Genomic DNA, 25,152 nt, shown 5'->3' on the forward strand with positions numbered 1-25,152 from the left:
CCTTGGTTGTAGTGAGGCCCGGTGGTGCAGCACTCCGGGCACCGTTCAGATCGCGCCGTCGCGCCGCAGCGCAGCGATCGCAGCCGCATCGTAACCGATGGTCTGCAGCACGGCGTCGGTGTGCTCGCCGAGGGCAGGGCCGACCCACTCGCAGCGACCGGGTGTCGCCGACAGCTTGGGCACCACGCCGGGCATGCGGCAGTCGCGGCCGTCGGGCAGCTTGACACTCTGCAGCATCTCGCGGGCGAGGAATTGCGGGTCGGCGAACATGTCGGTCACCGAGAAGATGCGCGAAGCAGGCACCTCGGCCGCGGCCAGGGCGGCGAGGGCGTCGGCTTCGTCGTGGCCTGCCACCCAGGCGTCGATGAGCGCATAGAGTTCATCGCGGCGGGCGTCGCGCCCGGCGTTGTCGGCAAGCGTGGGGTCGTCGGCGAGGTCACTGCGGCCCATGGCCAGCATCAGACGGCGGAAGATGGCGTCGCCGTTGGCGCCGATGGTGATGTGGCGGCCGTCGCGCGTGGTGTGGGTGTTGGACGGTGTGATGCCCGGCATGATGTTACCGGTGCGCTCGCGCACGAAGCCGAACACGTCGAACTCGGGCACCAGCGATTCCATCATCGCGAACACGGCCTCGTAGAGCGCCACGTCCACCACCTGGCCCTTGCCGCCATTCATCTCCTTGTGGCGCAGCGCCATCAGCGTGCCGATCACGCCCCACAGCGCGGCGATTGAATCGCCGATCGAGATCCCCGTCTTCACCGGCGGGCGGTCGGGGAAGCCGGTGACGTAGCGCAGCCCGCCCATCGACTCGCCGATCGCGCCGAAACCCGGCTGCTGAGCCATCGGCCCACTTTGGCCGAAGCCCGACAGGCGCAGCATGACCAGCCCGGGGTTGAGTGCCGAGAGCGTCTCCCAGCCCAGGCCCAGCTTCTCGAGTACGCCAGGGCGGAAGTTCTCGACCACGATGTCGGCCTCGGCCACCAGTCGGCGCACCACTTCGAGCCCGTCCGGGTGCTTGAGGTTGGCGGTCACGGACTTCTTGTTGCGCGACTGCAGGTACCACCACAGCGAGGTGCCCTCGTAGAGCTTGCGCCATTTGCGCAGCGGGTCGCCACCGTCGGGCGATTCGATCTTGATCACCTCGGCGCCGAACTCGCCCATGATGCGGGCGGCGAAGGGGCCGGCGATGAGGGAGCCGAGTTCGACGACCTTGAGGCCGGCGAGGGGTCTGGTGGGCGAGGTCATGGCGGAGCTGGACAGTGGAGGCAAGTGCGTCATTATCCCCGCCTTGGCGCCAGCGTCAGTGAATCTGTCAGCAGGTGCCGGGCGGGCGATAATCGGCGCTCCCCTCATCATGACCCGCCGCGCCCCATGCCGACCTTCGACCGCCGTCAGTATTCACCCTCAGTGGCCCGCAACGCCAACCCCATCCTCGCCGTGCTGCAACGCGTGTTGCCGGCCGAGGGGCTGGTGCTTGAACTCGGCAGCGGCACGGGCGAGCACGCCGTGCATTTCGCCCGCCATCTGCCCGCGCTGCGCTGGCAGCCGAGCGAGGCCGATCCTGCAGCCCTGGCGTCGATCGCGGACTGGCGAGGCCACAGTGCGCTGGCCAACCTGTTGCCACCCCTGTGCTTCGACCTGGCCACCATGCCCTGGCCAGTCGACGCCGCGGACGCCGTCGTGGCGATCAACGTCCTGCATTACTCGCCCTGGGAAAGCACGCCCGCATTGTTTGCCGCGGCTGCCGCGGTCTTGCCTGCGGGCGGGGTCGTGTACTGCTATGGCCCCTATCGCCGCGGCGGCGCCCACACCGCGCCGAGCAACGCCGAGTTCGACGGATGGCTGCGCAGCGTCGATCCACGCTTTGCCGTGCGCGACCTCGAGGCGGTCGAGTCCGAGGCCCTGCGCTGCGGGTTTCGGTTGGCCGAGGTGATCGACATGCCAGCCAACAATTTCAGTCTTGTGTTTCGCCGTGGTTGAGGGGGCGGGGGCCACGAGCCGCGGGGGCGCTACCTGTTCGCCGCTTTCGGGTTGGGCGTGAGGCTGTCATCATGCGGCCCCTGCACTCGGATCCCTGCATCCGCCGCTGCGCTCCTTCATGCGATCCAAAGGCAACGCATCATGCCCATCTTCTGGCGTCCACAAATGGCCATCGGCCACGACGAGATCGACGCCGATCATCGTTATCTGATCCTGCTGATCAACACCGTCGAGCTCGTATTGCGCTTTCCCGAGAACCGGCCGCATATCGAGATGGCGCTCGAGGAGCTCAGGCGGTATGCGGCGGGGCACTTCGAGCGCGAGGAGCGCATCCAGATCGCCTGGGGCTACATCCAGTTCGACGAGCACAGGCAGGCGCATCGCCAACTGCTGCGCGAGCTTGATGTGCTGGTCAACAGCATCGAGGTCTTGCTCGACGATCCAGCCGTCGGTCCGGAAGGGCTGCGCGACAGAAGCCAGGAGCTCACCAACTTCCTGCGCCACTGGTTGGTGGACCATGTGATGAAATCCGACATGCAGCTCGTGCCGTTGTTCAAGAAATCCAAGGTGTTCTGACACGCCGCGCGGTGCGGGTCTTCGGTACTCGGATGGCGCGGTGACGCTGTGGCGGGGGCTGGTGCGTTGCGGTCAGTCCGCCAGGAAACCCCGCGTCCGCAGCGCGGCCTCGATTCCGCGCAGGGCGGCGATCCCGCTCATCGGCAGGGATACGCCGCGGTCGGCGGCGGTCGAAGCATCGTCGGGGTTGATGCGGATGAGGGGTGTTCCCTGTTGTTCGCCGAACAGGCGTACGGATGGCACGGCCGTGCCTGCGCCGATCTCGATCACCAGCAGCCGGTCGAGTGAGCTGCGCCAGCTGGCGTAGCGAGCGTATTGGTGCTGCGTTCGGGTGTCGATCCAGTCGGCGTCGCCGAACATCAGGATGTTCGGTCGCGCCAGGCTCGTGCACCAGGGGCAGACGGGAGCCGCGTTGAGGAGCAGGCAGGCTGCCTCGTCAACCTCGGGCTCGAAGTCGTCGGCCGGCCACACCTCGCCCCGGCAGCCTGTCATGCATTGCAGGTGATGAATCGAGCCGTGGCACTCGACGATGTGCCGTGGGTCGAAACCCGCCTTCTGGAAGTGGCCGTCGACGTTGCTGGTGAAGATGCGGGCGCCAGCAGGCAGTTGGCTTGCGATCGACTTCAGGATGCCGAAGGCGGGCCCTGGTGTGGTTTGTCGGTATAGCCGCAAGCGGTGGCCGTAGAAGCCCCAGGCCAGCCGTGGGTGGGTGCGGAAGGCGGCCGGGTTTGCGATCTCGGCGAACTGCAGGCGAGCGCGGCCAAGCGCCGGGTAGGCGCGCCACAACCCGCCGCTGCCGCGAAAGTCCGGTAGGCCTGAGTCGACCCCCAGCCCCGCGCCAGCGGTGATCAGCAGGCCGTCTGCCTGCGCGATCAGGTCCGCGCAGCGGGAGAACTCCTCTGTCCAGTCTGTTTCCATCGTTTTCTCCACGAGGCGCCATTGTGGGGCTTGCGGTGGGCGCCGGGGCAGGCAGGCGCATGCGCCGTGGCCTGGTTGCCGCATGGCTGTGGCGATTCATCTGCCTGTAACGCACACAGGGTCATGCATCGGCGCAGAGGCGGATTAACATGGCGGCTTGTGTGCGCTGCAACTGCCTGGATACCTTTCCGATGCTGCTCGATACCTGGATCTCCTTCTTCGTTGCCTGCTGGGTCATCAGCCTCAGCCCTGGCGCGGGCGCCGTGGCGTCAATGTCTTCCGGCCTGAACTACGGCTTCCGCCGCGGTTACTGGAATGCCCTTGGGCTGCAGCTTGCGCTGGTGCTCCAGATCGGCATTGTCGCCACTGGCTTGGGGGCGGTGCTGGCTGCGTCCGAGCTTGCCTTCTCGGTCATCAAGTGGTTCGGCGTCGCCTATCTGGTGTACCTGGGCTGGAAGCAGTGGGTGGCACCGCCCGCGGCGGTGGCGGTCGAGTCGGGCGATGCCGCTCATGGGCGGCCATGGCCGCTGGTGATGAGAGGCTTCATCGTCAATGCCAGCAATCCGAAGGCGATCGTGTTCATCCTCGCGGTGTTGCCGCAGTTCCTCGACCCGGCGCGTCCGCTGCTGGCGCAATACCTGATCCTCGCAGCCACCATGATCACGGTCGACCTGGTCGTCATGGCAGGCTATACCGGCCTCGCCGCGCGCGTGCTGCGCCTGCTGCGCGAGCCGCATCAGCAGCGTCTGCTCAACCGCAGTTTCGGCGGCCTGTTCGTGGCGGCGGCGCTGCTGCTGGCGACCGTCCGGCGCGCCGGGCATGCGGCACCGGGGCCTTAACGGCTGGAGGGGTGGGTGTCGGATTTATTTACATTCCATGCCATGGTTATGGTTTCAGCTTATCCATAATTCATTAAATACAAAGGCATGTGCCGTGCAGATGCGTCGGGAATGAAATTTGCATTATGTGTCGTCGCGCCGTGCTTCACCCGAGGGGGTGGATTCGGTGTCATTCGATGCTAATTTCATGAGAGGCCTTGCACACATGAACCTCCTGCCCAGCACCGCACGGGTCGCCGTTGCGTCCGTGCTCACCACGGTCACGCTCGGGGCGATGCCCACCCTGGCGCACGCCCTCGTGATCGAGATCGACGCGAGTCAGAGTTCGGTCACTTACAGTCCGGGGGGCTTTCCGCTCTGCGACCCGGACGGCAACTGCGGTGTCTTGCCGCCGCCGCAGACCTTCGCGCTCTCCGGCAGCTTCAAGCTCCAGCAGGAGACCGTGTTCGTGACCACATCCCTCTTTCCGCCCGACGGCTATGAGCGGCAGCAGATCCGCTTTGAGACGCCGGTGATCGAGAGTGGTGGTGCGTCTGCGCTCGGGTTTGACTTCCCGACTTACTTCGCCGTGCTCTCGGGCGAGGATTTCGTGGCCAACGAGAATCCGTGCACATGGTTTCCGTCCACCGGGGGCTGCTGGTCGATGGGGGCCTTCGGCAGCTACGCCGGTACATTCAATGGTACGACCTTGTCGATGACAGGTACGGACTACGTGGGCGACTTCTTCCCCAGCAGGTTCGACTTCACCTTGGTTGCGCGGGCGGTTGGCGTTTCGACTGTGCCCGAGCCCGGCACGCTCGCATGCCTTGCGATTGGCGTGCTCGGATTGGGTGCGATGCGCAGGCGTCCGGCACCCCTGAACGTCTGATGCCTTAGCCGGCGGGGGCGCGCTCGCCCGCGCGTCTCCGCTGCAGCCCCGAAAAGGCGTTGGCAGGCTTCAGCGCCGTGGGGCGTCCAATTCATCGAAGAGCCATTCCTGGAAGCTGCGGATCTTGGGCAGCTCGGCGCGCGACTTGAGCAGGTTGAAGGTGTAGCCCTGCACCTTGGGGCCAGCCAGGCCAAAGGGTGCGACGAGGCGGCCGGTTTCCAGTTCGCGTTGCACCAGCAGCAGGCTCTCCAGGCACACGCCCAAACCGTCCACTGCAGCGCTGATGGCCATGAACGAGCGGTCAAAGCGCAGGCCGCGTGAGATGTCGAGCTTGACTTTGCGGTGCTGGCGCATCCAGTCGCGCCAGCTCACCAGGCAGACCTCGCTATGGATCAGCGTGTGGAGAGCGAGGTCCTCGGGGCTGCGGATGGGGTGTTCGCCCTCGAGCAGCGCGGGCGCACACAGCGGCACGATGGTCTCGGCGGGGAAGCTCAGCACCATGGTGCCTGCCGGCTGCAGGCGGCGCATGCCGTAGCGGATGTCGATGTCGACCGCTCCCGAGACGAGGTCGACCGCGTCGGTCGATGCGTTGAGCCGCACGTCGACGTCCGGGTTCAGCGAGCTGAAGCGAGCCAGCCGCGGCATCAGCCACTGGGTGGCAAAGCTGGGGGTGGAGTGCACCGTCAGGATGTCGATCTTTTCCGTCCGTCCCAGTTCGCGCGTTGCCAACTCGATGCGCGAGAAAGCTGCCGACACCTCCTCGGCATAGCGCCGCCCGGCGTCCGTCAGCACCACCGCCCGATGTACGCGATGAAAGAGCTGAACGCCGAACTGCTCTTCCAGCTGCTTGACCTGATGGCTGATTGCAGACGGCGTGACGAAGAGTTCGTCTGCTGCAAGCGCGAAGGAGGACAGCCGCGCGGCGGCCTCGAATGCCTGAATGGCCTTGAGGGAAACTCGATTGTGCATCGCGGCATTCACATGAGATCAATTCATCTATAGGCCCATAAATAATCGTTTGAGGCCGATAAATCAAGCGAATAAGCTTTCCCTCACTCGCTGGACGCCCTTCATCGGCTGCCGGCAGGGCCGGGGCGATGGGTCTCTGGCCAAGCGAAACGAATCTGCCTGGCGCCCCTGCGTTGCCGGGTTCAAGTCAAGGAGAACTGCGTGCAAACAAGTCTTACCGAGGACTACGCCCGGGTCGCCGAAAGCGCCTACCGCATCCGCCGCTTTGCGTTGCGGATGGGCGAGGTGCAGGGCCAGGGCTATGTCGGCCAGGCGCTGGGTTACGCCGACGTGCTGGCGACGGCCTACTGCCATGCGATGAACTTCCGTGCCGACGACCCGGAGTGGGAGGGCCGTGATCGCTTCCTGCTGTCGCATGGTCACTACGCCATCGCCTTCTACGCCGCGCTGATCGAGGCCAGGATCATCCCCGAGGACGAGCTCGAGACCTATGGCAGCGATGACAGCCGGCTGCCGATGTCGGGCATGGCGACCTACACGCCGGGGATGGAGATGTCGGGTGGTTCTCTTGGCCAGGGGCTGCCGATCGCTGTAGGCATGGCGCTGGGCCTGCGCCTGAAGGGCAATCCCGCTTTTGTATACAACTCGATGTCAGACGGCGAGCTCGACGAGGGTTCGACCTGGGAAGCAGCGATGGGTGCAGCCCATCACGGCCTCTCCAACCTGATCTGCCTGGTCGACATCAACAACCAACAGGCCGACGGCCCCTCGACCAAGGTGATGGGCTTCGAGCCCCTCGCCGACAAGTGGGCATCCTTCGGCTGGCATGTGCAGCGTGTCGATGGCAACGACCTGGCTGCCGTGATCGCCGCCTTCGACACCGCACGCAGGCTGACCGAAGCCAGGCCGCGGGTGATCCTCTTCGACACCCTGATGGGCAAGGGGGTGCCCTTCCTCGAGACTCGCGAGAAGAACCACTTCATCCGTGTCGATCCGCCCGAATGGCAGCAGGCCATCGACATCCTCGACCAAGCCCAGGGAGCTGCACGATGAGTACCACCACCGCCAAGAAGCCGCGCCTGACAACCTCGGCGATGATTGCCTCGATCGCCTCCGAGGGCCAGCGCGTCAAGGCTGCCCCGTTCGGCAAGGCCCTCGTCGAACTGGCCATGCAGCGCCGGGACATCGTCGGCCTTACCGCCGACCTCGCCAAGTACACCGACCTCCACCTGTTCGCCCAGGCCTGCCCCGAGCGCTTCTTCCAGATGGGCATGGCCGAGCAGCTGCTGATGGCCTCGGCGGGCGGCATGGCCAAGGAGGGCTTCGTGCCCTTCGCCACCACGTACGCGGTATTCGGCACCCGTCGCGCCTTCGACTTCGTGCACCAGGTGATCGCCGAGGAGAACCTCAACGTCAAGATGTGCTGCGCGCTGCCCGGCCTCACCACCGGCTACGGCCCCAGCCACCAGGCCACCGAGGACATCGCGCTGATGCGTGGCATTCCCGGCATGACCATCATCGACCCTTGCGACGCCCTCGACATCGAGCAGGCCGTGCCCCAGATCGCTGCCCACAACGGTCCGGTCTATATGCGCCTGCTGCGCGGCAATGTGCCATTGGTGCTCGACGAGTACGACTACAGCTTCGAGCTCGGCAAGGCCAAGCTGCTGCGCGACGGCAGGGATGTGCTGGTGATCTCGTCCGGCATTCTGACCATGCGTGCGCTGGAAGTCGCCAAGGCGCTGGAGGCGGACAAGGTCGACGTCGGCGTGCTGCACGTGCCGACGATCAAGCCGCTCGACACCGCGACCATCCTGCGCGAGGCCGGCCGCTCCGGCCGCCTGGTGGTGGTGGCCGAGAACCATACCTCGGTCGGCGGCCTGGGCGAGGCGGTCGCGACAGCGCTGCTGACCGCAGGCGTAACGCCGCAGTTCCGCCAGATCGCGCTGCCCGACGCCTTCCTCGATGCCGGCGCGCTGCCCACGCTGCACGACCGCTACGGTATCTCCACCGAGGCGATGTCGGCCACGATCAAGCGCTGGATCGGCTGAACGATCGCTTCCTTTCTTCCCCCGTCGCTCCCTTCCTCGAAACCGGGCGCCCTCAAGGGCGCCGCTCTGAACAGGATCCGTCCATGTCCCAATCCCTTCTTCTTGACGGCAAGGTTGCCGTCATCACCGGCGGTGCCGGCCTCAACGGCCTGGGCTTCGCCACTGCCCGCATGCTGGCCGCGCAAGGTGCGCGCATCGCCCTGCTCGACCTAGAGCAGGCCAACCCGGCGGCGGCTGCAGCCGAACTCGGTCCGCAGCACATCGGCCTGGTGGCCAACGTCACCGACAAGGCGGCCTGCGATGCGGCCGCCGCCGAAATCGTCAAGCGCCTGGGCCGTATCGACGTGCTGGTAAACAACGCCGGCATCACCCAGCCGCGCAAGACGCTCGACATCACCTCGGCCGACTACGATGCCGTGCTCGACGTCAGTCTGCGCGGCACGCTGTTCATGTCGCAGGCGGTCATCCCGACCATGCAGGCGCAGAAGAGCGGCTCGATCGTGTGCATTTCGTCGGTGTCGGCACAGCGCGGTGGCGGTATCCTCGGCGGTCCGCACTATTCGGCCGCCAAGGCGGGCGTGCTCGGCCTGGCCAAGGCCATGGCGCGCGAGTTCGGCGCCGACAACATCCGCGTCAACTGCATCACTCCGGGCCTGATCGCCACCGACATCAACAAGGGCAAGATCCCCGAGGACAAGCGCGCGGCGATTCTCGACGGCATCCCGCTGGGCCGTATCGGCGAGCCCAGCGATGTGGGCGGTTGCATCGTCTTCCTGGCGAGCGACCTGTCCAAGTACTGCACCGGCATCACCCTGGACGTGAACGGCGGCATGCTGATCCACGGCTGACCCCCTCGGCCCGGCGCCGGCCGGGCCCGCTTTCGCATCGCTGCAGCAGCCGGGTGCCGCCACCGCAGCCCGGTCCACACAAGGCAAGAGAAGGAGACCACCATGATGAAGAAGACCCTGATCGCACTCGTCGCCACCCTGGCCATGGGCGCTTCCACCAGCTGGGCGCAACAGGTGCTGCGTATGGCGCATGGCGCGGCGCCGGGCAACCCGCGCTCCGAAGCAGCGCTCAAGTTCGCCGAGCTGGTCGAGACCAAGACCGCCGGCCGGGTGAAGGTCGAGGTGGGCGGCAGCGCGCAGTTCGGCGACGACGTCGAGTCGATCACCAACATGCGTCTGGGTACACTGGCTTTCAGCGCCAATTCGCAGGGGGCCACTGCGGGCGTGGTGCCGGAATTCAACCTGATCGGACTGCCCTTCCTGTTCCGCGACCTCAACCACGCCTACCGCGTGGTCGATGGCCCGGTCGGCGCCAAGCTCGACGAGGCTGCCAACGGCAAGGGCCTGGTGCTCCTCGCGTTGTGGGATAACGGCATCCGCCACACCAGCAACAACAAGCGCCCCATCACCACGCCGGACGACCTGCAGGGCATCAAGCTGCGTACGCCGCCCGACACGATGACCCTGGACATCTTCAGGGCGCTCGGCGCCAACCCCGGCCCGCTGGCCTTCTCCGAGCTGTACATCGCGCTGCAGCAGGGCGTATTCGACGGCCAGGAGAACCCGTTGATGAACGTCTACGCGTCCAAGCTCCATGAGGTGCAGAAGTACATCTCGCTCACCGGCCACAAGTACGAGACCACGCCGGTGCTGGCCAGCCGGATGATCTGGGCCGGACTGTCCAAGGCCGACCAGCAGGCGATCAAGGAGGCTGCCGTCGAGGCCGGCAAACTGAACCGCGAGCTGTCGCTGGCAGCCGATACCGAGTTGCGCGAGAAGCTGGCAGCAGCCGGCGTGCAGATCAACGAGGTCGACCAGGCGCCCTTCGTCGCCAAGACCCAGCCGGTCTACGACAAGTGGGCGGCGCAGTTCCCCGACCTGGTCAAGCTGATCGTCTCGGAAGCGGGTAAGTAAAGATGTCGACCCACGCCACTTCCCCCGCCGCGACCTCGAGCAGTGTCCCGGCCCGGGTGGTGAAGTGGGTGGACGCTGCGATCGTGGCCGCCGGTGTGGCGGTCGCGATCAGTGCTCTGGTCGTCATGTTCGTATCCCTGATGGCCGAAGTGATCGTCCGCTACTTCACCAACCAGGGCATGGGCTGGCCGACCGAGATGCCCAACATCCTGTTCCCCTGGCTGGTCATGGGCGGCATCGTGCTCGCCGCCCAGCGTGGCCAGCACATTGCCGTCACCGCCATCCACGGCTGGCTCGGGCGCGCTGCCAACCGCATGCTGATGGTCGGCCATCAGGTGCTTGTCGCCGCGGCCTTCTTCTATCTTGCCTGGGTCGGCCTCGATGTCATCGAGATCACCGGCAGCGAGGTGTACCCGGTGACCGGTATCTCGGCCCGCTGGGCCTACATGGCGATGATCGTCGGCTTCGTCGGCCTCGGCATCACGGCGCTGAGCACCTTGGTCCGGCTGCTGATCGCGAACGATCCGTTCTCCGTCCGCGCCCACCACATCGAGGAGGACGTATGACTGTCGTGATGCTTCTTGTATTCAGCGCGCTGCTGGTGCTGGCCCTGCCGGTCGGTTACGCGCTGGTGATCAGCTCCGGCCTGGCCGCGGTGACTGCCGGCGGCATGCCGAGCGTGGCCGCGGTGGTGAAGATCTTCCAGCCCACGCAGAGCTTTCCGCTGCTGGCCATTCCCTTCTTCATGCTGTCGGGCAACCTGATGATGGGCGGCACGCTGGGCAAGCGCCTGATCGACTTCGCCACCAAGCTGGTCGGCCGCTTCCATGGCGGGCTGGGGCAGGTGACGGTGGTGGGTTCGACGGTGTTCGGCGGGGTGTCGGGCTCGGCCGTGGCCGAAGCCTCGGCGCTGGGCTCGATGCTCATCCCGTGGCAGAAGCGCGAAGGCTATCCCCCGGCCTTTGCCGCGGCGGCCACGGCGTCGTCGTCGGTCATCGCCGGCCTCATCCCGCCTTCGATTCCGCTCATCCTGTATGCAGCCGTGTCCAACCAGTCGATCGCCGCGCTCTTTCTTGCCGGCATTCTTCCCGGGCTGATGCTGTGCGGCGGTTTCATGCTGGTGTGCTACTTCTCGGGACGCCTGCGCGGCTTCAAGCGCCTGGCCGAGGGGGTGACCTGGAAGGGCGTGCTGCGTGCCACGGTGTCTGCCGCACCGGCGCTGGCGATGCCGGCTTTCATCGTCATCCTGCTGCGGGCCGGGATCGCCACACCCACCGAGGTGAGCGTGCTGGCGGTGTTCTACGGCCTGATGGTGAGCGCCCTGGTGTATCGCGACCTGAGCTTCAAGCGGCTCTACGACGCGCTGGTGCACACCGCCGTCACGACCGGCGTGGTGATGCTGGTGATCGCGGCGTCCAACCTGGTGGGGTTCGTGCTGACCGTCGAGGCGGTGCCGACCGCCGTGGCCGAATGGACCGTCGAGACGCTGAAGTCGCCGTGGATGGTGATCCTGATGCTCAACCTCATCATGGTCACGGTAGGCATGTTTCTCGATCTGCCGGCTGCGATCCTGCTTCTGGGGCCGACCTTCGTCGCCATCGGCAATGCGATCGGTCTCGACCTCGTGCAGCTCGGCATCATGATGGCGGTGAACCTGAGCATCGGCCTGTTCACCCCGCCGGTCGGGACCACGCTGTTCATCTCTGCCGCCATCTCGCGTCAGAAGGTGGGGGCCGTGGTGCGTGAGCTGTGGCCCTTCTACCTGGTCGCGATCACGGTGTTGTTACTGATCTCCTTCGTGCCCGCCTTCACGCTTTACTGATCCCGCGCGCGGCGTAGCGCCCCGCCAGCCCACCCCGCCTCCGTAACCACCCCGCTATTGCCTCCCCCTCACAGGGGGAGGCAAGGGAGAACCCTTGCCATGCATGCCGTAGAACCTCGCCAACTCGCCAACGCCATCCGCTTTTTGTCGCTCGATACCATCGTCCACGCCGCCGAGGGCCATCAGGGCGTGCCGCTGGGCATGGCGGAGATCGCCACCGCGCTGTTCACCCGTCACCTCAAGTTCAACCCGGCCGATCCCACCTGGCCCGACCGTGACCGCTTCGTGCTGTCGAACGGCCATGGCTCGATGCTCTTGTACGCGCTGCTGCACCTCACCGGCTACGACAAGATCAGCCTCGAACAGGTCAAGTCCTTCCGCGAGCTGGGCTCGCATTGCGCCGGTCACCCCGAGTTCGAGCCCGCCTGCGGCATCGAGGTCACCACGGGTCCGCTCGGCCAGGGCATTGCCAACGCCTTCGGCATGGCGGTAGCCGAGGCCTATCTGAATGCGCGCTTCGGCGCCGGCCTGGTCGACCACTGCACCTGGGCCTTCGTTGGCGACGGTTGCCTGCAGGAAGGCCTCGGTCAGGAGATGATCTCGCTCGCCGGCCATCTGAAGCTCGGCAAGCTGATCCTGTTCTGGGACGACAACAAGATTACCGACGATGGCAGCACCGACTTGTCGATCAGCGAGGATGTGGCGGCGCGCTTCCGCGTTGCCGACTGGCACGTGGTCGAAGTCGATGGCCACGACATCGATGCCGTGTCGGCCGCGATCACGCTGGCCAAGCAGGATCCGCGCCCCTCGCTGATCGCCTGCCGCACCGTGATCGGCCGCGGCATCCCGCGCGTGCAGGGCCAGCGTGCCGGCCACAGCGCGCGCCTGTACCCCGAGGACGCACAGGCCACGCGTGAGCTGCTGGGCTGGCCGCACGCGCCGTTCGAGATCCCGGCCGACATCCTTGGTGCCTGGCGTGCCGCAGGCCGCCGCAGCGCTGCCGACTACCGTGCCTGGCAGGCGCGCCTGGCCGCACTGCCGGCTGCCGAGCGCGCCGAGTTCGAGCGCGTGCAGGCCGGCGAACTGCCCACCGGCTGGCGCGAGGTACTGACCGATTACCGCCGCAAGGCCGCTGCCGATACCGAGCCCAAGCCAGGCATCTTCGCCTCGGCCGAGATCAACGACCTGCTGGTGGGCGTGCTGCCCGAGCGCATCGTCGGCTGCGCCGACCTGGAGGCCCCCACCTCCCACAAGCGCGGCCTTGCCGCCTTCACCGCCGAGGACCGCGGCGGCGCGTACGTGCACTGCGGCGTGCGCGAGCACCTGATGGGTGCGATGGCCAACGGTATCGCCGCGCACGGCGGCGCCATCCCGCTTGCAGTCACCTATCTTGCCTTCTCCGACTACGAACGCCCGGCCATGCGCATGGCGGCGCTGATGGGCCTGCCGGTCAAGTTCGTGTTCAGCCACGACTCGATCGGCGTCGGCAAGAACGGCCCCACCCACCAGCCAGTGGAAATCCTCGCCTCGCTGCGTGCCATGCCCAACATGCTGGTGATGCGCCCGGCCGACGCCGTGGAGGCGGCCGAATGCTGGGAGGTCGCGCTGGAACTCCGGCGCACGCCGGCCAGCCTGATCTTCGCCCGCCAGGCGCTGCCCACGCTGCGCACCACGCACAGCGCGGACAACCGGTCGCGCCGCGGCGCCTATGTGCTGGCCGAAGCCGAAGGCGGCGCGCGTGCCGTGACCCTGCTCGCAACCGGATCCGAGGTGCAGTTGGCGGTCGAGGCGCGCCGGCTGCTGCAGGCCGAGGGTATCCCTACCGCGGTGGTGTCGATGCCGTGCTGGGAGCTCTTCGAGGCCCAGGATGCAGGCTACCGCAGTGCCGTGCTGGGCGAGGGCTGCGTGCGCGTCGGCGTCGAGGCGGCGATGCGCTTCGGCTGGGATGCCTGGCTGGGGCCGCGCGGCGGCTTTGTCGGCATGGCTGGCTTCGGTGCGTCCGGCCCTTACGAGCAGCTCTACGCGCACTTCGGCATCACCCCGGCTAACATCGTTGCCGAAGCAAAGCGCTACCTCTGACCCCCTGGAGACAAGAGTCCACATGCACAAGATCGTCTTCCTCGACCGCGAGACCATCGCGCCGCAGATCCGCCTGCGCAGCCCCGCGTTCGCGCACGAGCTGGTCGTCTACGACAGGACCGCGCCCGATCAGATCGTCGAGCGCCTGGCCGGCGCCAGTATCGCCATTACCAACAAGGTGCCGCTGTCCGCCGCAGTGCTGGCGCAACTGCCTGCGCTGCGCCTGATCGCGGTCGCCGCCACCGGCACCGATTGTGTCGACAAGGCCTACTGTCAGCAGCGTGGCATTGCGGTGGCGAACATCCGCGGCTATGCGGTCAATACCGTCCCCGAGCACACCTTCGCGCTGATGCTGGCGCTGCGCCGCAACCTGGTCGCCTACCGCGACGACGTGCTCGCGGGCGAGTGGCAGCGCTCGGGCCAGTTCTGCTTCTTCAACCATGCCATCCACGACCTGCGCGGCGCCCGCCTGGGCATCATCGGCGAAGGCGTGCTGGGCCAGCGCGTGGCCGACATCGCGCGCGCCTTCGGCATGGTGCCGCTGTTCGCAGCACGCAAGGGCAGGACCGGTGCCGGCAGCCTGTACACGCCCTGGGATGAAATGCTGGCGACCAGCGACATCATTACCCTGCATTGCCCGCTCACGCCGCAGACGCGCGGCATGATCGCGATGCCCGAGTTCCGCGCCATGGTGCGGCGTCCGCTCATCATCAACACCGGGCGCGGCGGCCTGGTGGACGAGGCCGCGCTGGTACAGGCGCTCGACGAAGGCCTGATCGCCGGCGCGGGCTTCGACGTCGCCGACGGCGAGCCGCCGGCGGCCGACAGCCCGATGATGCGCATCGCCGCGCGCCCCAACGTCATCCTGACGCCGCATGTGGCCTGGGCCTCGGACGAGGCCCAGCAGGCCTTGGCCGACCAGCTCATCGACAACATCGAGCACTTCGTCGCCGGCTCGCCGCGCAACCTGCTGCAGTAAAGGGCCCTCCGACGAAAAGCTCGCGGCTCGCGCCGCTCCTACAGCGAACAGCTGCGCGTGGGGTCGTCGTAGGAGCGGCTCCAGCCGCGAGGGGTTGAAGGCGACGTGGCGGATCGGAAGCGCCCGAAAAGGCTCGCGGCTCGCGCCGCTCCTACAGCGAACAGCTGCGCGTGGGGTCGTCGTAGGAGCGGCGCCAGCCGCGAGGGGTTGAAGGCGACGTGGCGGATCGGAAGCGCCCGAAAAAGCTCGCGGCTCGCGCCGCGCCTACAGCGAACAGCTGCGCGTGGGGTCGTCGTAGGAGCGGCACCAGCCGCGAGGGGTTGAAGGCGACGTGGCGGATCGGAAGCGCCCGAAAAGGCTCGCGGCTCGCGCCGCTCCTACCGCGGAACCGAGCGCGGCGCGAGGGGTTGAAGGCGGCGACATGCCTGAAGCCGGTGAGTCTGTAGCGCCGCATGTGGTGTGCGATTTTTGCGCTGCAGCGTCTGGATTTGACATTCCGTATAGATTGCCCGTACTGCCGGTGGTGACAATCGCGATCATTTTTCTTTCGCGTGACGCATGCCCGGGAGGGGCCATGAACATCGGCATTCGTGAACGGCTTTTGGCGGTACTGATTCTGCCTTTGCTCATCGTGGCGGGCTTTGTCGTCTCCAGCATGCTGGCGAACCATGCGCTGTGGCGTACGGCGCTCGATACCGAGCGTACCGTGGCGCTTGCGGTGAAGGCGGGGGCTGCTGCGCATTACCTGCAGATCGAGCGTGGCGCGACGGCAGGCTATCTGCAAAGCGGCGGCAAGCGCTTTGCAGATGTGCTGCCAGGCTATCGCGCCAACACGGACCAGGCCGTCCAGGGGGTGGAGCAGGCCTTTGCCGAACTCGCGGCCGAAGCGGGTGCCGCCCAGGCGCTGAGCGCGGCGACGCAGGCGGCCCGGCAGAGCCTGGCGCAGTTGCGCGATACGCGCGCCGGTGCTGACCGTTTCGCGATCGCGGCGGCGGAGTCGAGCGCGTTTTATACCAGCACCATCGCGACTCTGCTCAAGACGGTGAATGTGGCCAGTTCAGCGGTTGCCGATGGCGGTGCGGCAAAGCGCCTGGCTGCCCTGGAGATGCTGTTGCATGCCAAGGAGTATGCGGGCCAGGAGCGCGCGACGATGGTGCCGGTGTTTACTGCCGACCGAATCGAACGCGCACAGTACCGTGGTTTGAACGAGCGCATCGGCAAGCAGCTTGCGTTCGTTTCGGCTTTGTCATCGCTGGCAGAGCCCACTCACTGGCAGGCCTACCTCCAGGCGGTCAACGGCCAGCCCGAGACTGCGGTGGAGGCCCTGCGTGCCAGGTTGCATGATTCTGCCGAGGGGTTCGGCGTGACGCCGGAGACATGGTTCTCGACCACCACCGCCCGGATCGACGCCATGCTCACCGTCGAGCAGCGGGTCAGCGGCGATCTGCTGGCCTGGGCCGGTGAGCAGGCGGAAGAGGCGCAAAGGGCCATGTTCGTGGCGGCGCTGCTCGGTACGCTCGCGATCGCACTGACGCTGGTGTTCGGCATGGTGATCATCCGCTCCATCACCCGCCCGCTCGCCACCTTGCAGGACGTTCTCGTGCGGGTCGAGACGAGCGGCGACTGCAGCCTGCGCGCGGGCCTCACCGGGCGGGATGAAGTGGGGCGTACCGCGGCCGCGTTCGACCGCATGATGGCGCGTATTGCCGCCCTGATCGGCGAGACCCGGCAGTCGGCCGATGCCATTGCTGCGGCCGCACAGTCCATGTCGGCTGCAGGGGCTCAGGTGGAGAAGGGCTCGGATGCGCAGTCGGAGGCGGCGTCGGCTGTCGTCGCCAGCGTGCAGCAGACCGCGGTGAGCATTTCCGAGACGGCCAGCAATGCCCGCGTGGCGGACGCGACTGCAGTGCAGGCGCGTGCCGACATCGAAACCACACTGGCTGCGGTGCGCGAGACTGCGGACAACGTCGATAGCCTGGCCGGCATGATCGACGCCGCCAGCGGCGACATCGTGCGACTGGCCGAGAGTTCGCGCCAGATCGACGGCATCGTGCGCACCATCAAGGATATTGCCGACCAGACCAACCTGCTGGCGCTCAATGCCGCGATCGAGGCGGCGCGAGCGGGCGAGCAGGGGCGTGGTTTCGCCGTCGTCGCCGACGAGGTGCGCAAGCTGGCGGAGAACACCTCCGCGGCAACCAACGTCATTTCCGGCCTCATCGGTGGCATCCAGGGCCAGGTCGATGCCGCAGTGGCGCACATGCAGAAGGCAAACGACAAAGCCGGGTCGACGCGCACCCGCGTGGTGGCTTCCACCGGTGCGCTCGACGCCGCCAGTGCCGATACCGGGCGGGTCACGACGTCGGTGCGCAACATCGCCGATGCGGTGCGCGAACAGGATGCCGCAGTTCAGGAGATCGCCCGGCGCATCGAGCACATCGCGCAGATGACCGAGGAGAACACGGCTGCCGCGAGCAATGCGGCCGAGACTGCGCGACATCTCGACGCGCTCGCCGGCAAGTTGCGCGAGACCGTAGGCTGGTTCAAGGTGCAACCGGGTGAGCACGCATACGAACGCATGCGTTGATCGCGGGGCAGTCCGGGCGCGTCAGTCCTCGGGCGCCTCGTCGAGCATGCGCTTGAGGTAGTCGGGCAGGCCCGACAGGACCAGGGTGTCGGTGGCGCGGTCGTAATGTACTGCGCCCGAGTGCAGGCCGCTGCGCTCGAACTCGAGCTTCCAGTTGTCGCCGCTGGCGCTGAAGCGCACCAGCGGGCGGATGGCGCGGCGGTTGGGAACGAAGCCGGGGGCGATCCTGGTCTCCTCGGCACGCAGCAGGGCGTCGAGCCGAGCGGGCTGTTCGGGAAAGACCTCGCGCGCGAGCTCTTCGAACACCACCGGGGCGCCTGCCTCGCCCAGGGTGTCGAGGTAGTCGTGGGCGCGCTCGAGCACGGCATCGCGGGTGGCGGGGGCAAGGCCCTCGGTGTCGACGAAGCGGTCGAGCGTGGCGACCAGCTTCTTGGTCTCCTGCAGTGCCACCATGACGTCGCTGCATCCGAGTGCGTTCTTGAACCACATGCCGCCTTTGCCGCGCCCGCGCAGGAAGCCGATATAGCGCTCGTCACCACGTCGCCAGCCCGACAGGTCGATGCGCCCGGCCGCATGCAGGGCGGTGAAGTCGAGGTGGCAGCAGTCGAGCGCTTCGAGCGCACCGCCGATGCGTACGCCTTCGGCCTCACCAATCAGCGCCAGCCACAGGCAGTCCGTGCCGCCTCCGTTGGCGCCCCCTTCGCGGATGCGCGCCATGACCAGTTGGCCGCCTTCTTCAAGCTCTTCCGCGTCGGTGAGCGCCTGCACGCGCTCGGCGAAGGCGCGAGACAGGCCTGCGAAGTCGAGCGTCTCATCGACGAGGTGTTCGCGCAGCCAGCGTGCCAGCGGGTAGCTTTCCTCATCCTCTTCGAAGCGGCCGAAGCCCTTGGCCGAGCGGCTGTCGTACTGACTGCACAGGCGTTCTGCAAGCCGCAGCGCGGCAGCGTCGAGCGTGCATAGTCCTTCGCGCAGGATCAGGCGAGCCGGCGAGCCGGGGGCCTTTTCCAGGGTGTGGATGATCAGGTGGGTGACGGTGTGCTCGAGGGGGCGCATGCGGGTGGGGCTCGCGGTAGGGCGGGGCCGAATTCTCGCATGTGCGGAGCCTGCGCAGGGCCCGGTGACGTCCTGAGGGCTCATGCTGACCCGGTGCGTTCCGATGGCTGTGCAGTCAGCGTTTGGATACGACTAAAGTTATGCTTGCCGGGACCGATGAATACATGAACAAGGCCTTGCTCATGTGAGGTCGCATCCCCGGAGACATACATGATGAATGCCCTCGACAACCTCAGCCTGCGTGGCAAGCTGTTCCTGCTTTCCGGTCTTTCCTGTGGTGTCCTGTTGTTTGCAATCGCCTTCGCGCTCTACGAAGTACGTCTGATCGAGCGCGAGGTGGATACCATCGGGCATCACGACCTGCCGGGCTTGCAGGCTGCGGGGGCAATGGGCGAGTGGCGTCTGCGCTACCGCGTGCGCAGCCTCGAGTTCATGATGGCGACCGGTGCAGCGGAGACGGAGCGCATGACGGCCTCGCTCGACCAACTGCACCAGGGTTTCATGAAGGAGATTGCCGGCTATCGGACGCGCCAGATTTCGGAGCGTGAGCGTACGCTGCTCGATGCGGTTGAGCGCAGTGTGCTGGGCTACCACGAGGTGGTGCAGCAGGCCCGGGACCTGCTCGCGCGCGGTGATCGCAATGGGGCGGACACGCTGCGCCGAACGGTGTGGGTACAGCGTGCGGATGCAGCGCGCGACGCCGTCGCAGAGTTGATTGCCTACAATCGCGCTGCGGCCGAAGGCAATGTGGGCGACGTGGCGGCCGGGGTGCGGGCGGCATTCATTGGCGGGCTTTCCGCCGCCGCGATTGGTCTGGCGGTCGCCATCACCCTCACCCTGGTGTTTGCCGGGCGTATGAGTGGTCGCTTGCGCGCGGCGGTCAGCGGCACTCAGCAGATCGCTGCGGGCGACCTGCGCGCAGCCCTGCCCGAGCCGAGCGCCGACGAGATCGGCGACCTGGTACGCGCGATGCGCGACATGCAGTCCTCGCTACGCGAGACCATCGCGCTCAGCCGTGACGGTGCGGGGCAGGTGGGTGACTCGGCAACGAGCCTGCTCGAGGCCTCACGTCAGGTCAGCGAAGGCGCCTCGGCGCAGAGCCAGGCGGCCAGCAGCATCGCAGCCAATGTCGAGGAGCTGACTGTTTCGATCTCGCATGTGTCCGATCGCACCAGCGATGCGAGCCGCGTAGCCGCGGAGTCAGGCGCAGGCGCGACGGCCGGCAAGCAGTCGATGGAGCGGTTGGTTGCGGGCATGCGCGAAGTCGAGCAGGTGGTGGGTGACGCGGCGACTCGCATCACCGGTCTGGAGGCGCAATCCGCGAAGATCTCTCATATCGTCGCCGTGATCCGCGAGATCGCCGAGCAGACCAACCTGCTGGCGCTCAATGCTGCGATCGAGGCGGCGCGGGCCGGCGAGCAGGGGCGGGGCTTTGCGGTGGTGGCCGATGAGGTGCGCAAGCTCGCCGAACGCACCGCCACGTCCACCGAGGAGATCACCGGCATGGTGGCATCCGTCCAGGCAGGGACGAAGGAGGCCGTTGCCGGGATCGAGCGCGGGGTCCAGGTCGTCAGGCGCAGCAGCGCGGAGGCAGTCGAGACCGGTGGCACGATCGGCCGCCTGCATGAACTCTCGGGCGAGGTGGCGGGCATCGTCTCCGAGCTCGACCTGGCTTTGCGTGAGCAGGCAACGGCCTCGTCCGAGGTGGCGCGGCGGGTCGAGGACATCGCGCTGCGGGCAGAGCAGAGCAGCAGCGCCACAAGCAGCATCGTGGTGGCCGCACAGGAAATGGAAGGCGTTGCGGCGCAGATGCGGCGTCAGGTCGAGCGCTTCAAGGTTTGAGCCGCGGCGGCTGGGCTGGTGGGTTCGGGCCGAACGGCGCACAGACCACACTCGCTGTGGGGGGGCGATCGTTTTGGCACCGGGGGTGAGGTGAGGCGGCGAGGCTGAAGGTCAAGCGTGGCGCGGGATTCTGGGCGGCAGGGGCGACTGGCCGGGCTGGCGCCAAAATTGAGTGGAACGAGCACGGCGTGCGCAAAATTGCGCGGGAGATGGCACCGTAGCGGCGGCGCGGTGAACGGGAATGAGAGGGGGTGTGGATAGGTCCACGCCCCTTTTTTCGTTCACCGCACCAAGTAGAGGTTGGCTGCGGCGCGGACGGCCTCGAGGCGGGCGAGGATGTCGGGCTGGCGGGCGGCGAAGTCGTGCCAGGCCTCGACGACCTCGAGCATGCGGGCCGCGACCTCGGCGCTGACGGGCGCCTTGAGGTGGTGCTCCATGGTGCGCAGCAGGGCGAGGAGCATCTGCAGGCGGTCTTCGTCGGTGGGGTCGGTGAGCCGGCCGGCGCCCGTGCGTGCCCCTGGCGCCGGGGTTGCCGTCGCCGCCACCGTGGGCGCGCCGGCGGCTGCGGGCCCCGCCACGCCTGAAGGCGAGGGCGCTGCGCTGGCTGAGTGGCGCTCGTCGGCATCGATCACGTTTGGCGCCCCCGCGCGCTGACCACGCCCTGGCGCTTGCTGGTAGTCCGCGAGGCCTGCTGGTGCTTTGCGGAACGCCACCGACCTGATCGCCCGCGCGCGGTTCACTTCTTCTTCGGTTACGACCTCACCACGCATGTGGCGGCGGATCAGCTTGAGCAGCTCAGGCGGCGGCACATATTCGCGCTTCACGCCGGCCTTCCCCCCTTTTGCGTGGACTTCTCTGAACTGCCAACCCTCGCGCTCGACAACCTTGCGCCAGCCGCGATCCGTGAGCGCGGCGCCAGGCAGCTTGATCGCCGACAGCTCGGAACACGAAAACCATTTTTGCTCGGAACCTAATTGTTCCGAGCATGCGGGCTGTTCCGAGCTATTCATATCATTCCCATCCATCTGTTTATAAAGAAAATAGTTGCGGAGGCTGTAGCGCAGATCAGTCCCTGCGTGGAGTTGCTGAGCTGGGAACAGTATTTCCCCTGTTGACGTGTTCCACACAGGGCCTTACAGTTCCGACATACACGCAAACGCAAGGAAATAGACATGAACGCAAAGACCCCAAAAATCAAGGACTGGGATAGCCACGCGATCACCGCCGAGCTGCGCCGCCGAGGCCTCACCTTTGCCGACCTGGCGCGCGCCGAAGGCGTGAATTGCCGTGCGGTGCGCCACGCCCTCTACAACAGCAGTCCGAAAAACGAACGCCTCATCGCCGATGCGCTCGGCCTGGACCCCGCGCAGATCTGGCCCAGCCGCTACACCGCCGAATGCATTGCCGCCAACCCCTGGCGCCGGGCTGCCCTGGCCAGCGTGGGGCACCCGGCGGCCCTCCTGCCGCCGCCTGCAGAACACACGGAAACCCGCGTTACTGCAGGACATTCTAGCGGCAGAGCTAAGGGGCGCAATGTCCGCGACGCTGACAGCCGCGCCACCGCATGAGCAGGGTGGATGAGGAGATGACCATGGCACGCCATGCCGACATCCACACGGGCGACCTGTTTGCGCTGTTGCCGCAGCCGGCGGAGCAGACGCCGGGCAGCCAGTGCTATGGGGTGGAAGTGGCTCACCTGGTGAGTCAGGCGCTGGCCGGCGCAGGCTGCGACCGCACGGATGTGGCCGCACGCATGAGCCGCCTGGCCGGCCGCGACGTTTCCAAGTACATGCTGGACGCCTGGAGCGCGGAGAGCCGTGAGGCCTACAACATGCCGTTTTACCTGGCGCCGGTGCTGGAGGTGGCGTGCCACACCCACTTGCTGACGCAGTGGCTGGCGGACCGCCGCGGCTGCCGCGTACTGGTGGGCAAGGCGGCGCTGGATGCCGAGATCGGCAAGCTCGAACGGGTGCGCGACGAGGCGGGAAAGAAGATCCGCGCACTCAAGAGCGCACTGGGGGAGATGGGCGATGCGTAAAACCCACTACACCTGCCGCGAGTTGGCCGAGCTCAAGCTGCCTGATTGCCCAACCACAGATGAAGGTTGGCGGCTCACCGTCTCTCGTGAGGGGTGGCCGTGCATTGAAAGCAAAGGCCGTGGCCGCGGTGGCGTTCGCCGCGAATACGCCCCTCCTCCGCGCATCGCTGCACTGATCGCCGGTGAGCCGGCAGCGTGCATCGGTGTGACCAAGCGCAAGCACCGCGAGACTGAGGTCACGCTGACATTGACGCTGCCCGCGAGCAAGGCGGCAGCGCTGCTGCAGTGGCTGAATGGGCGAGGCGATCATGCGTAAGACCCACTACGCCTGCCGCGAGTTGGCCGAGCTCAGGCTGCCTGATCTGCCAGGGTCCGAGCGTGGCTGGCGCAAGCTCGTTGACCGCGAGGATTGGTCCTTCCGCGAGGTGCCGGTCAAGGGCGGAAAGGGTGGCGTCGCCCGCGAATACGCCCCCCCGCCCCGCATCGCCAAGCTGATCGACCGTGCCGAGGGGATCATCGCCGCCGGCGAACGCGCTCTGCGCGAGCACGCCGTGGTGGCGAAGGTGCGCGCAGACGTGGCCGAAGAGGCGCGCATTCGCCGGCAAAAGGGCGAGCAGGCGCTGAAGGCGCTGGCGGCCAGCCTGACCGAAGGGCAGCAACAGCGCTTTGATGGTCGGTGGGGCATCGTGCAGGGTTGGGAGGTGTGGTTCGTGCAGGCCCAGCCGATCAAGCGCAAGCGCGGGCAGGAAGTGTTCTGCAGCCTCTACAACGCCGGCACGCTGCCTCCGCTGCCGCAGATCACCGAGGCGGTGCGCGAGGCGTTCCCAGAGATTTCCGGGCGATCGCTGGCGCGCTGGGAATCCAAGTTCAAGAAGGAGGGGTTAGCCGGACTGATCGACAAGCAGGACGGCGCGCTGATGCGCGGTGTGAACGTCTTCACCAAGCAGCCGACGTTGCATGAAACCACCCTGGCGCTGATCAAGGCGCGGCCGAACATCATGCCCCACGACCTGCACGCGCTGCTGGCCAGTGCGGCGGTGGACCCCGAGACGGGTGAGATCCTGTTCGAGGCACCGAGCTACGACGCGACCTACCGTTTCCTGAAGAACTGGCAGGAGAAACACCCGGAGCTGCTGACCGCGCTGACCAGCCCGGACGAGTGGAAGAACCGCTGCATGAGCGCGGTGGGCAACGCCAGCGAGGACGTGGTGCGGCTGAACCAGCGCTGGGAGATGGACGCCACGCCCAGCGACTGGATGCTGACCGACCCCGAGACGAACCAGAAGCGGCGCTACACCTGCTCGGTGGTGATCGACATCTACAGCCGGCGGATGCTGGTGGTGTTGAGCCGCACGCCGAAAGCGCAGACGCACATGTTCTGCCTGCGGCTGGCGTTACTGGCGTGGGGCGTGCCCGAAGAGATCGTTACCGACAACGGGCAGGACTACAAGGCGCGCGAGTTCCAGATGGCGCTCGAGGCGCTGGGCATCAAGCAGCGGGTGACGGCGCCCTTCTCGCCCTGGCAGAAGCCGCATGTCGAGCGCGGCATCGGCGTGATGCTGCACAGCATCCTGGAGCTGCTGCCGAACTTCGTCGGGCACAACGTGGCCGAGCGCCAGGCGATCGAGTCGCGCCGGGCCTTCAGCGAGCGCCTGTTCCAGAAGGACACCGTGGTCGAGCTGGACATGACGCCCAGCACCCTGCAGGGCCACATCAATGACTGGCTGCAGGGCACCTATGAACAGCGCCCGCACGGCGAGACGAACGAAACCCCGTTTGCCCGCGCCGCGGCCTGGACGGGAAAGGTGCGCCGCATCGAGGACGAGCGCGCGCTGGACGTGCTGCTGGCCCCGCTGGCGGGCGTGCGCACCCTGCAGAAGAAGGGCATCGCGGTGGATTCGGGCTGGTACGCCGCGCCGGAGCTGTTCTCCCTGGTGGAAGTAGGCACCGAGGTGACGGTGCGCGAGACCGAGGACTTCGGCGCCGTGGTGGTGCACCAGGACGGCAAGTTCATCTGCGTGGCGATCTGCCCGGAGCGCAAGGGCGTGAGCCGCAAGGAACTGGCCGCACACGTGCGCAACGCCCAGGCCAAGCGCGTGAAGGAAGACAAGAAGCGCATGGGGGCCGGGGCGAAGGTGGACCCCGATCGCATGGTGGGCGAGCTGCTGCGCCGGAAGGCCGCAGAGGCCGGGAAGCTGGCCGCACTGCCGCCGCGCGGCGCCGAGGCGCATCGCAGCGAAGGGCTGCAGGAGGCCGGCAAGGCTGCACGGCGCATCGACCACGGCCGCGAGGCGGCACCGCTGGCGCCCGAGCTGCAGCGCCGCCTGGATGCGCGCCGCGCCGAGCGCGACAACCCGCAGCCCGTGCCCGAGCCCGAACAAAAGGTGGTGCACATCCCGGAGACGCCGGAGCTGCGCTTCCGCAAGTGGCTGGAAATCAACGCAATTGCAGAAAGGGGAGAGGTGATCGACGAACCGAAGTTGCAGAAATGGTGGGGGATGTACCCGCAGTCGTCGGAGTTCGGCGCGCTGATGCGCCGGCACCAGACGGCTGGAAACAACTCGGGCACGACGGCGGCAACCGTCGTGCCCGTCAGAACCGCAAACGGAGCTTGAGTCCCGATTATGAA

23 protein-coding genes are annotated in these 25,152 nt (G+C 67.0%); 18 read left to right on the forward strand and 5 right to left on the reverse strand.

Annotation, left to right across the window (positions count from 1 at the left end; genetic code table 11):
* Nucleotides 1-45 precede the first annotated feature (45 nt).
* Nucleotides 46-1,245, reverse strand: a complete 1,200-nt coding sequence (locus C662_RS14215; protein ID WP_002930485.1) for a CaiB/BaiF CoA transferase family protein — start codon at nucleotides 1,243-1,245, stop codon at nucleotides 46-48.
* Between the two features lie 126 nt (nucleotides 1,246-1,371).
* On the opposite strand from C662_RS14215, the gene C662_RS14220 reads away from it, so the two are divergent.
* Entirely contained in the window at nucleotides 1,372-1,980 is a 609-nt protein-coding gene (locus C662_RS14220) for a DUF938 domain-containing protein (RefSeq protein ID WP_002930487.1), read from the forward strand.
* A 141-nt stretch (nucleotides 1,981-2,121) separates the two neighbouring features.
* A complete protein-coding gene (locus tag C662_RS14225; protein WP_232433277.1) occupies nucleotides 2,122-2,556 on the forward strand; it encodes a bacteriohemerythrin in 435 nt (144 codons plus the stop codon).
* A gap of 72 nt (nucleotides 2,557-2,628) precedes the next feature.
* Here the strand turns inward: C662_RS14225 and C662_RS14230 are convergent, their stop codons facing one another.
* Nucleotides 2,629-3,474: an SIR2 family NAD-dependent protein deacylase gene (locus tag C662_RS14230; RefSeq protein ID WP_002930490.1), complete on the reverse strand. Its 846-nt coding sequence runs from the start codon at nucleotides 3,472-3,474 to the stop codon at nucleotides 2,629-2,631.
* Nucleotides 3,475-3,665: 191 nt separating this feature from the next.
* Here C662_RS14230 and C662_RS14235 point away from each other — a divergent pair, with 191 nt between their 5' ends.
* Together C662_RS14235 and C662_RS14240 are read left to right on the forward strand one after the other, a co-directional pair.
* The gene (locus C662_RS14235; RefSeq protein ID WP_002930492.1) at nucleotides 3,666-4,313 is read left to right on the forward strand and encodes a LysE family transporter; all 648 of its coding nucleotides are present in this window, start codon (nucleotides 3,666-3,668) and stop codon (nucleotides 4,311-4,313) included.
* A 205-nt stretch (nucleotides 4,314-4,518) separates the two neighbouring features.
* The gene (locus C662_RS14240) at nucleotides 4,519-5,181 is read left to right on the forward strand and encodes a PEP-CTERM sorting domain-containing protein (RefSeq protein ID WP_002930493.1); all 663 of its coding nucleotides are present in this window, start codon (nucleotides 4,519-4,521) and stop codon (nucleotides 5,179-5,181) included.
* 69 nt (nucleotides 5,182-5,250) lie between these two features.
* On the opposite strand, the gene gcvA is transcribed toward C662_RS14240, so the two are convergent.
* Nucleotides 5,251-6,150 (reverse strand): transcriptional regulator GcvA, encoded by a 900-nt coding sequence (gene gcvA, locus C662_RS14245; RefSeq protein ID WP_232433278.1) that lies wholly within the window; start codon nucleotides 6,148-6,150, stop codon nucleotides 5,251-5,253.
* A gap of 201 nt (nucleotides 6,151-6,351) precedes the next feature.
* Between gcvA and C662_RS14250 the strand changes: the two genes are divergently transcribed.
* The 9 genes from C662_RS14250 (at nucleotide 6,352) to C662_RS14290 (ending at nucleotide 17,590) form a co-directional block, all read left to right on the forward strand.
* Nucleotides 6,352-7,203, forward strand: a complete 852-nt coding sequence (locus tag C662_RS14250) for a transketolase (RefSeq protein ID WP_002930497.1) — start codon at nucleotides 6,352-6,354, stop codon at nucleotides 7,201-7,203.
* On the forward strand, nucleotides 7,200-8,201 hold the full coding sequence (locus tag C662_RS14255) for a transketolase family protein (protein WP_002930499.1): 1,002 nt from the start codon (nucleotides 7,200-7,202) through the stop codon (nucleotides 8,199-8,201). The genes C662_RS14250 and C662_RS14255 overlap by 4 nt, the downstream gene beginning before the upstream one ends.
* A gap of 83 nt (nucleotides 8,202-8,284) precedes the next feature.
* Nucleotides 8,285-9,049, forward strand: a complete 765-nt coding sequence (locus tag C662_RS14260; protein WP_002930501.1) for an SDR family NAD(P)-dependent oxidoreductase — start codon at nucleotides 8,285-8,287, stop codon at nucleotides 9,047-9,049.
* Between the two features lie 102 nt (nucleotides 9,050-9,151).
* The gene (locus tag C662_RS14265; RefSeq protein WP_002930504.1) at nucleotides 9,152-10,123 is read left to right on the forward strand and encodes a TRAP transporter substrate-binding protein; all 972 of its coding nucleotides are present in this window, start codon (nucleotides 9,152-9,154) and stop codon (nucleotides 10,121-10,123) included.
* A gap of 2 nt (nucleotides 10,124-10,125) precedes the next feature.
* Nucleotides 10,126-10,689: a TRAP transporter small permease gene (locus C662_RS14270; RefSeq protein ID WP_232433279.1), complete on the forward strand. Its 564-nt coding sequence runs from the start codon at nucleotides 10,126-10,128 to the stop codon at nucleotides 10,687-10,689.
* A complete protein-coding gene (locus C662_RS14275) occupies nucleotides 10,686-11,945 on the forward strand; it encodes a TRAP transporter large permease (RefSeq protein WP_002930508.1) in 1,260 nt (419 codons plus the stop codon). The genes C662_RS14270 and C662_RS14275 overlap by 4 nt, the downstream gene beginning before the upstream one ends.
* Nucleotides 11,946-12,044: 99 nt before the next feature.
* Nucleotides 12,045-14,024, forward strand: a complete 1,980-nt coding sequence (gene tkt / locus C662_RS14280; RefSeq protein WP_002930509.1) for a transketolase — start codon at nucleotides 12,045-12,047, stop codon at nucleotides 14,022-14,024.
* Nucleotides 14,025-14,046: 22 nt separating this feature from the next.
* Complete coding sequence (locus C662_RS14285) at nucleotides 14,047-15,003, forward strand: D-2-hydroxyacid dehydrogenase (protein ID WP_002930512.1); 957 nt, start codon at nucleotides 14,047-14,049, stop codon at nucleotides 15,001-15,003.
* Nucleotides 15,004-15,577: 574 nt separating this feature from the next.
* The gene (locus C662_RS14290) at nucleotides 15,578-17,590 is read left to right on the forward strand and encodes a methyl-accepting chemotaxis protein (protein ID WP_002930514.1); all 2,013 of its coding nucleotides are present in this window, start codon (nucleotides 15,578-15,580) and stop codon (nucleotides 17,588-17,590) included.
* A gap of 21 nt (nucleotides 17,591-17,611) precedes the next feature.
* On the opposite strand, the gene C662_RS14295 is transcribed toward C662_RS14290, so the two are convergent.
* Nucleotides 17,612-18,643, reverse strand: a complete 1,032-nt coding sequence (locus C662_RS14295) for a nucleoid-associated protein (RefSeq protein ID WP_002930516.1) — start codon at nucleotides 18,641-18,643, stop codon at nucleotides 17,612-17,614.
* A gap of 210 nt (nucleotides 18,644-18,853) precedes the next feature.
* Between C662_RS14295 and C662_RS14300 the strand changes: the two genes are divergently transcribed.
* Complete coding sequence (locus C662_RS14300) at nucleotides 18,854-20,485, forward strand: methyl-accepting chemotaxis protein (protein WP_002930518.1); 1,632 nt, start codon at nucleotides 18,854-18,856, stop codon at nucleotides 20,483-20,485.
* A 281-nt stretch (nucleotides 20,486-20,766) separates the two neighbouring features.
* Here the strand turns inward: C662_RS14300 and C662_RS14305 are convergent, their stop codons facing one another.
* On the reverse strand, nucleotides 20,767-21,495 hold the full coding sequence (locus C662_RS14305) for a hypothetical protein (protein WP_002930520.1): 729 nt from the start codon (nucleotides 21,493-21,495) through the stop codon (nucleotides 20,767-20,769).
* Nucleotides 21,496-21,657: 162 nt separating this feature from the next.
* Here C662_RS14305 and C662_RS20180 point away from each other — a divergent pair, with 162 nt between their 5' ends.
* The 4 genes from C662_RS20180 to C662_RS14325 are packed head-to-tail and all read left to right on the forward strand — an operon-like array spanning nucleotide 21,658 to nucleotide 25,138.
* On the forward strand, nucleotides 21,658-22,053 hold the full coding sequence (locus C662_RS20180) for a helix-turn-helix domain-containing protein (RefSeq protein ID WP_002930522.1): 396 nt from the start codon (nucleotides 21,658-21,660) through the stop codon (nucleotides 22,051-22,053).
* A 23-nt stretch (nucleotides 22,054-22,076) separates the two neighbouring features.
* Entirely contained in the window at nucleotides 22,077-22,523 is a 447-nt protein-coding gene (locus C662_RS14315; protein WP_002930524.1) for a hypothetical protein, read from the forward strand.
* Nucleotides 22,516-22,839, forward strand: coding sequence for a hypothetical protein (locus tag C662_RS14320; protein WP_002930525.1), 324 nt, complete (start codon nucleotides 22,516-22,518; stop codon nucleotides 22,837-22,839). Before C662_RS14315 ends, C662_RS14320 begins: the two co-directional genes overlap by 8 nt.
* Nucleotides 22,832-25,138: a DDE-type integrase/transposase/recombinase gene (locus C662_RS14325; protein WP_083485768.1), complete on the forward strand. Its 2,307-nt coding sequence runs from the start codon at nucleotides 22,832-22,834 to the stop codon at nucleotides 25,136-25,138. The genes C662_RS14320 and C662_RS14325 overlap by 8 nt, the downstream gene beginning before the upstream one ends.
* Nucleotides 25,139-25,152 lie beyond the last annotated feature (14 nt).

The sequence above is a fragment of the Thauera sp. 28 genome (assembly GCF_000310145.2).
GTDB classification, from domain to species: domain Bacteria; phylum Pseudomonadota; class Gammaproteobacteria; order Burkholderiales; family Rhodocyclaceae; genus Thauera; species Thauera mechernichensis.

Excerpts from the sequence above, each read along its gene's own strand:
- C662_RS14215 (WP_002930485.1), bottom strand. The coding sequence starts at position 1,245 with ATGACCTCGCCCACCAGACCCCTCGCCGGCCTCAAGGTCGTCGAACTC.
- C662_RS14220 (WP_002930487.1), top strand. The coding sequence starts at position 1,372 with ATGCCGACCTTCGACCGCCGTCAGTATTCACCCTCAGTGGCCCGCAAC.
- C662_RS14225 (WP_232433277.1), top strand. The coding sequence starts at position 2,122 with ATGCCCATCTTCTGGCGTCCACAAATGGCCATCGGCCACGACGAGATC.
- C662_RS14230 (WP_002930490.1), bottom strand. The coding sequence starts at position 3,474 with ATGGAAACAGACTGGACAGAGGAGTTCTCCCGCTGCGCGGACCTGATC.
- C662_RS14235 (WP_002930492.1), top strand. The coding sequence starts at position 3,666 with ATGCTGCTCGATACCTGGATCTCCTTCTTCGTTGCCTGCTGGGTCATC.
- C662_RS14240 (WP_002930493.1), top strand. The coding sequence starts at position 4,519 with ATGAACCTCCTGCCCAGCACCGCACGGGTCGCCGTTGCGTCCGTGCTC.
- gcvA (WP_232433278.1), bottom strand. The coding sequence starts at position 6,150 with ATGCACAATCGAGTTTCCCTCAAGGCCATTCAGGCATTCGAGGCCGCC.
- C662_RS14255 (WP_002930499.1), top strand. The coding sequence starts at position 7,200 with ATGAGTACCACCACCGCCAAGAAGCCGCGCCTGACAACCTCGGCGATG.
- C662_RS14260 (WP_002930501.1), top strand. The coding sequence starts at position 8,285 with ATGTCCCAATCCCTTCTTCTTGACGGCAAGGTTGCCGTCATCACCGGC.
- C662_RS14265 (WP_002930504.1), top strand. The coding sequence starts at position 9,152 with ATGATGAAGAAGACCCTGATCGCACTCGTCGCCACCCTGGCCATGGGC.
- C662_RS14270 (WP_232433279.1), top strand. The coding sequence starts at position 10,126 with ATGTCGACCCACGCCACTTCCCCCGCCGCGACCTCGAGCAGTGTCCCG.
- C662_RS14275 (WP_002930508.1), top strand. The coding sequence starts at position 10,686 with ATGACTGTCGTGATGCTTCTTGTATTCAGCGCGCTGCTGGTGCTGGCC.
- tkt (WP_002930509.1), top strand. The coding sequence starts at position 12,045 with ATGCATGCCGTAGAACCTCGCCAACTCGCCAACGCCATCCGCTTTTTG.
- C662_RS14285 (WP_002930512.1), top strand. The coding sequence starts at position 14,047 with ATGCACAAGATCGTCTTCCTCGACCGCGAGACCATCGCGCCGCAGATC.
- C662_RS14290 (WP_002930514.1), top strand. The coding sequence starts at position 15,578 with ATGAACATCGGCATTCGTGAACGGCTTTTGGCGGTACTGATTCTGCCT.
- C662_RS14295 (WP_002930516.1), bottom strand. The coding sequence starts at position 18,643 with ATGCGCCCCCTCGAGCACACCGTCACCCACCTGATCATCCACACCCTG.
- C662_RS14300 (WP_002930518.1), top strand. The coding sequence starts at position 18,854 with ATGATGAATGCCCTCGACAACCTCAGCCTGCGTGGCAAGCTGTTCCTG.
- C662_RS14305 (WP_002930520.1), bottom strand. The coding sequence starts at position 21,495 with ATGAATAGCTCGGAACAGCCCGCATGCTCGGAACAATTAGGTTCCGAG.
- C662_RS20180 (WP_002930522.1), top strand. The coding sequence starts at position 21,658 with ATGAACGCAAAGACCCCAAAAATCAAGGACTGGGATAGCCACGCGATC.
- C662_RS14315 (WP_002930524.1), top strand. The coding sequence starts at position 22,077 with ATGGCACGCCATGCCGACATCCACACGGGCGACCTGTTTGCGCTGTTG.
- C662_RS14320 (WP_002930525.1), top strand. The coding sequence starts at position 22,516 with ATGCGTAAAACCCACTACACCTGCCGCGAGTTGGCCGAGCTCAAGCTG.
- C662_RS14325 (WP_083485768.1), top strand. The coding sequence starts at position 22,832 with ATGCGTAAGACCCACTACGCCTGCCGCGAGTTGGCCGAGCTCAGGCTG.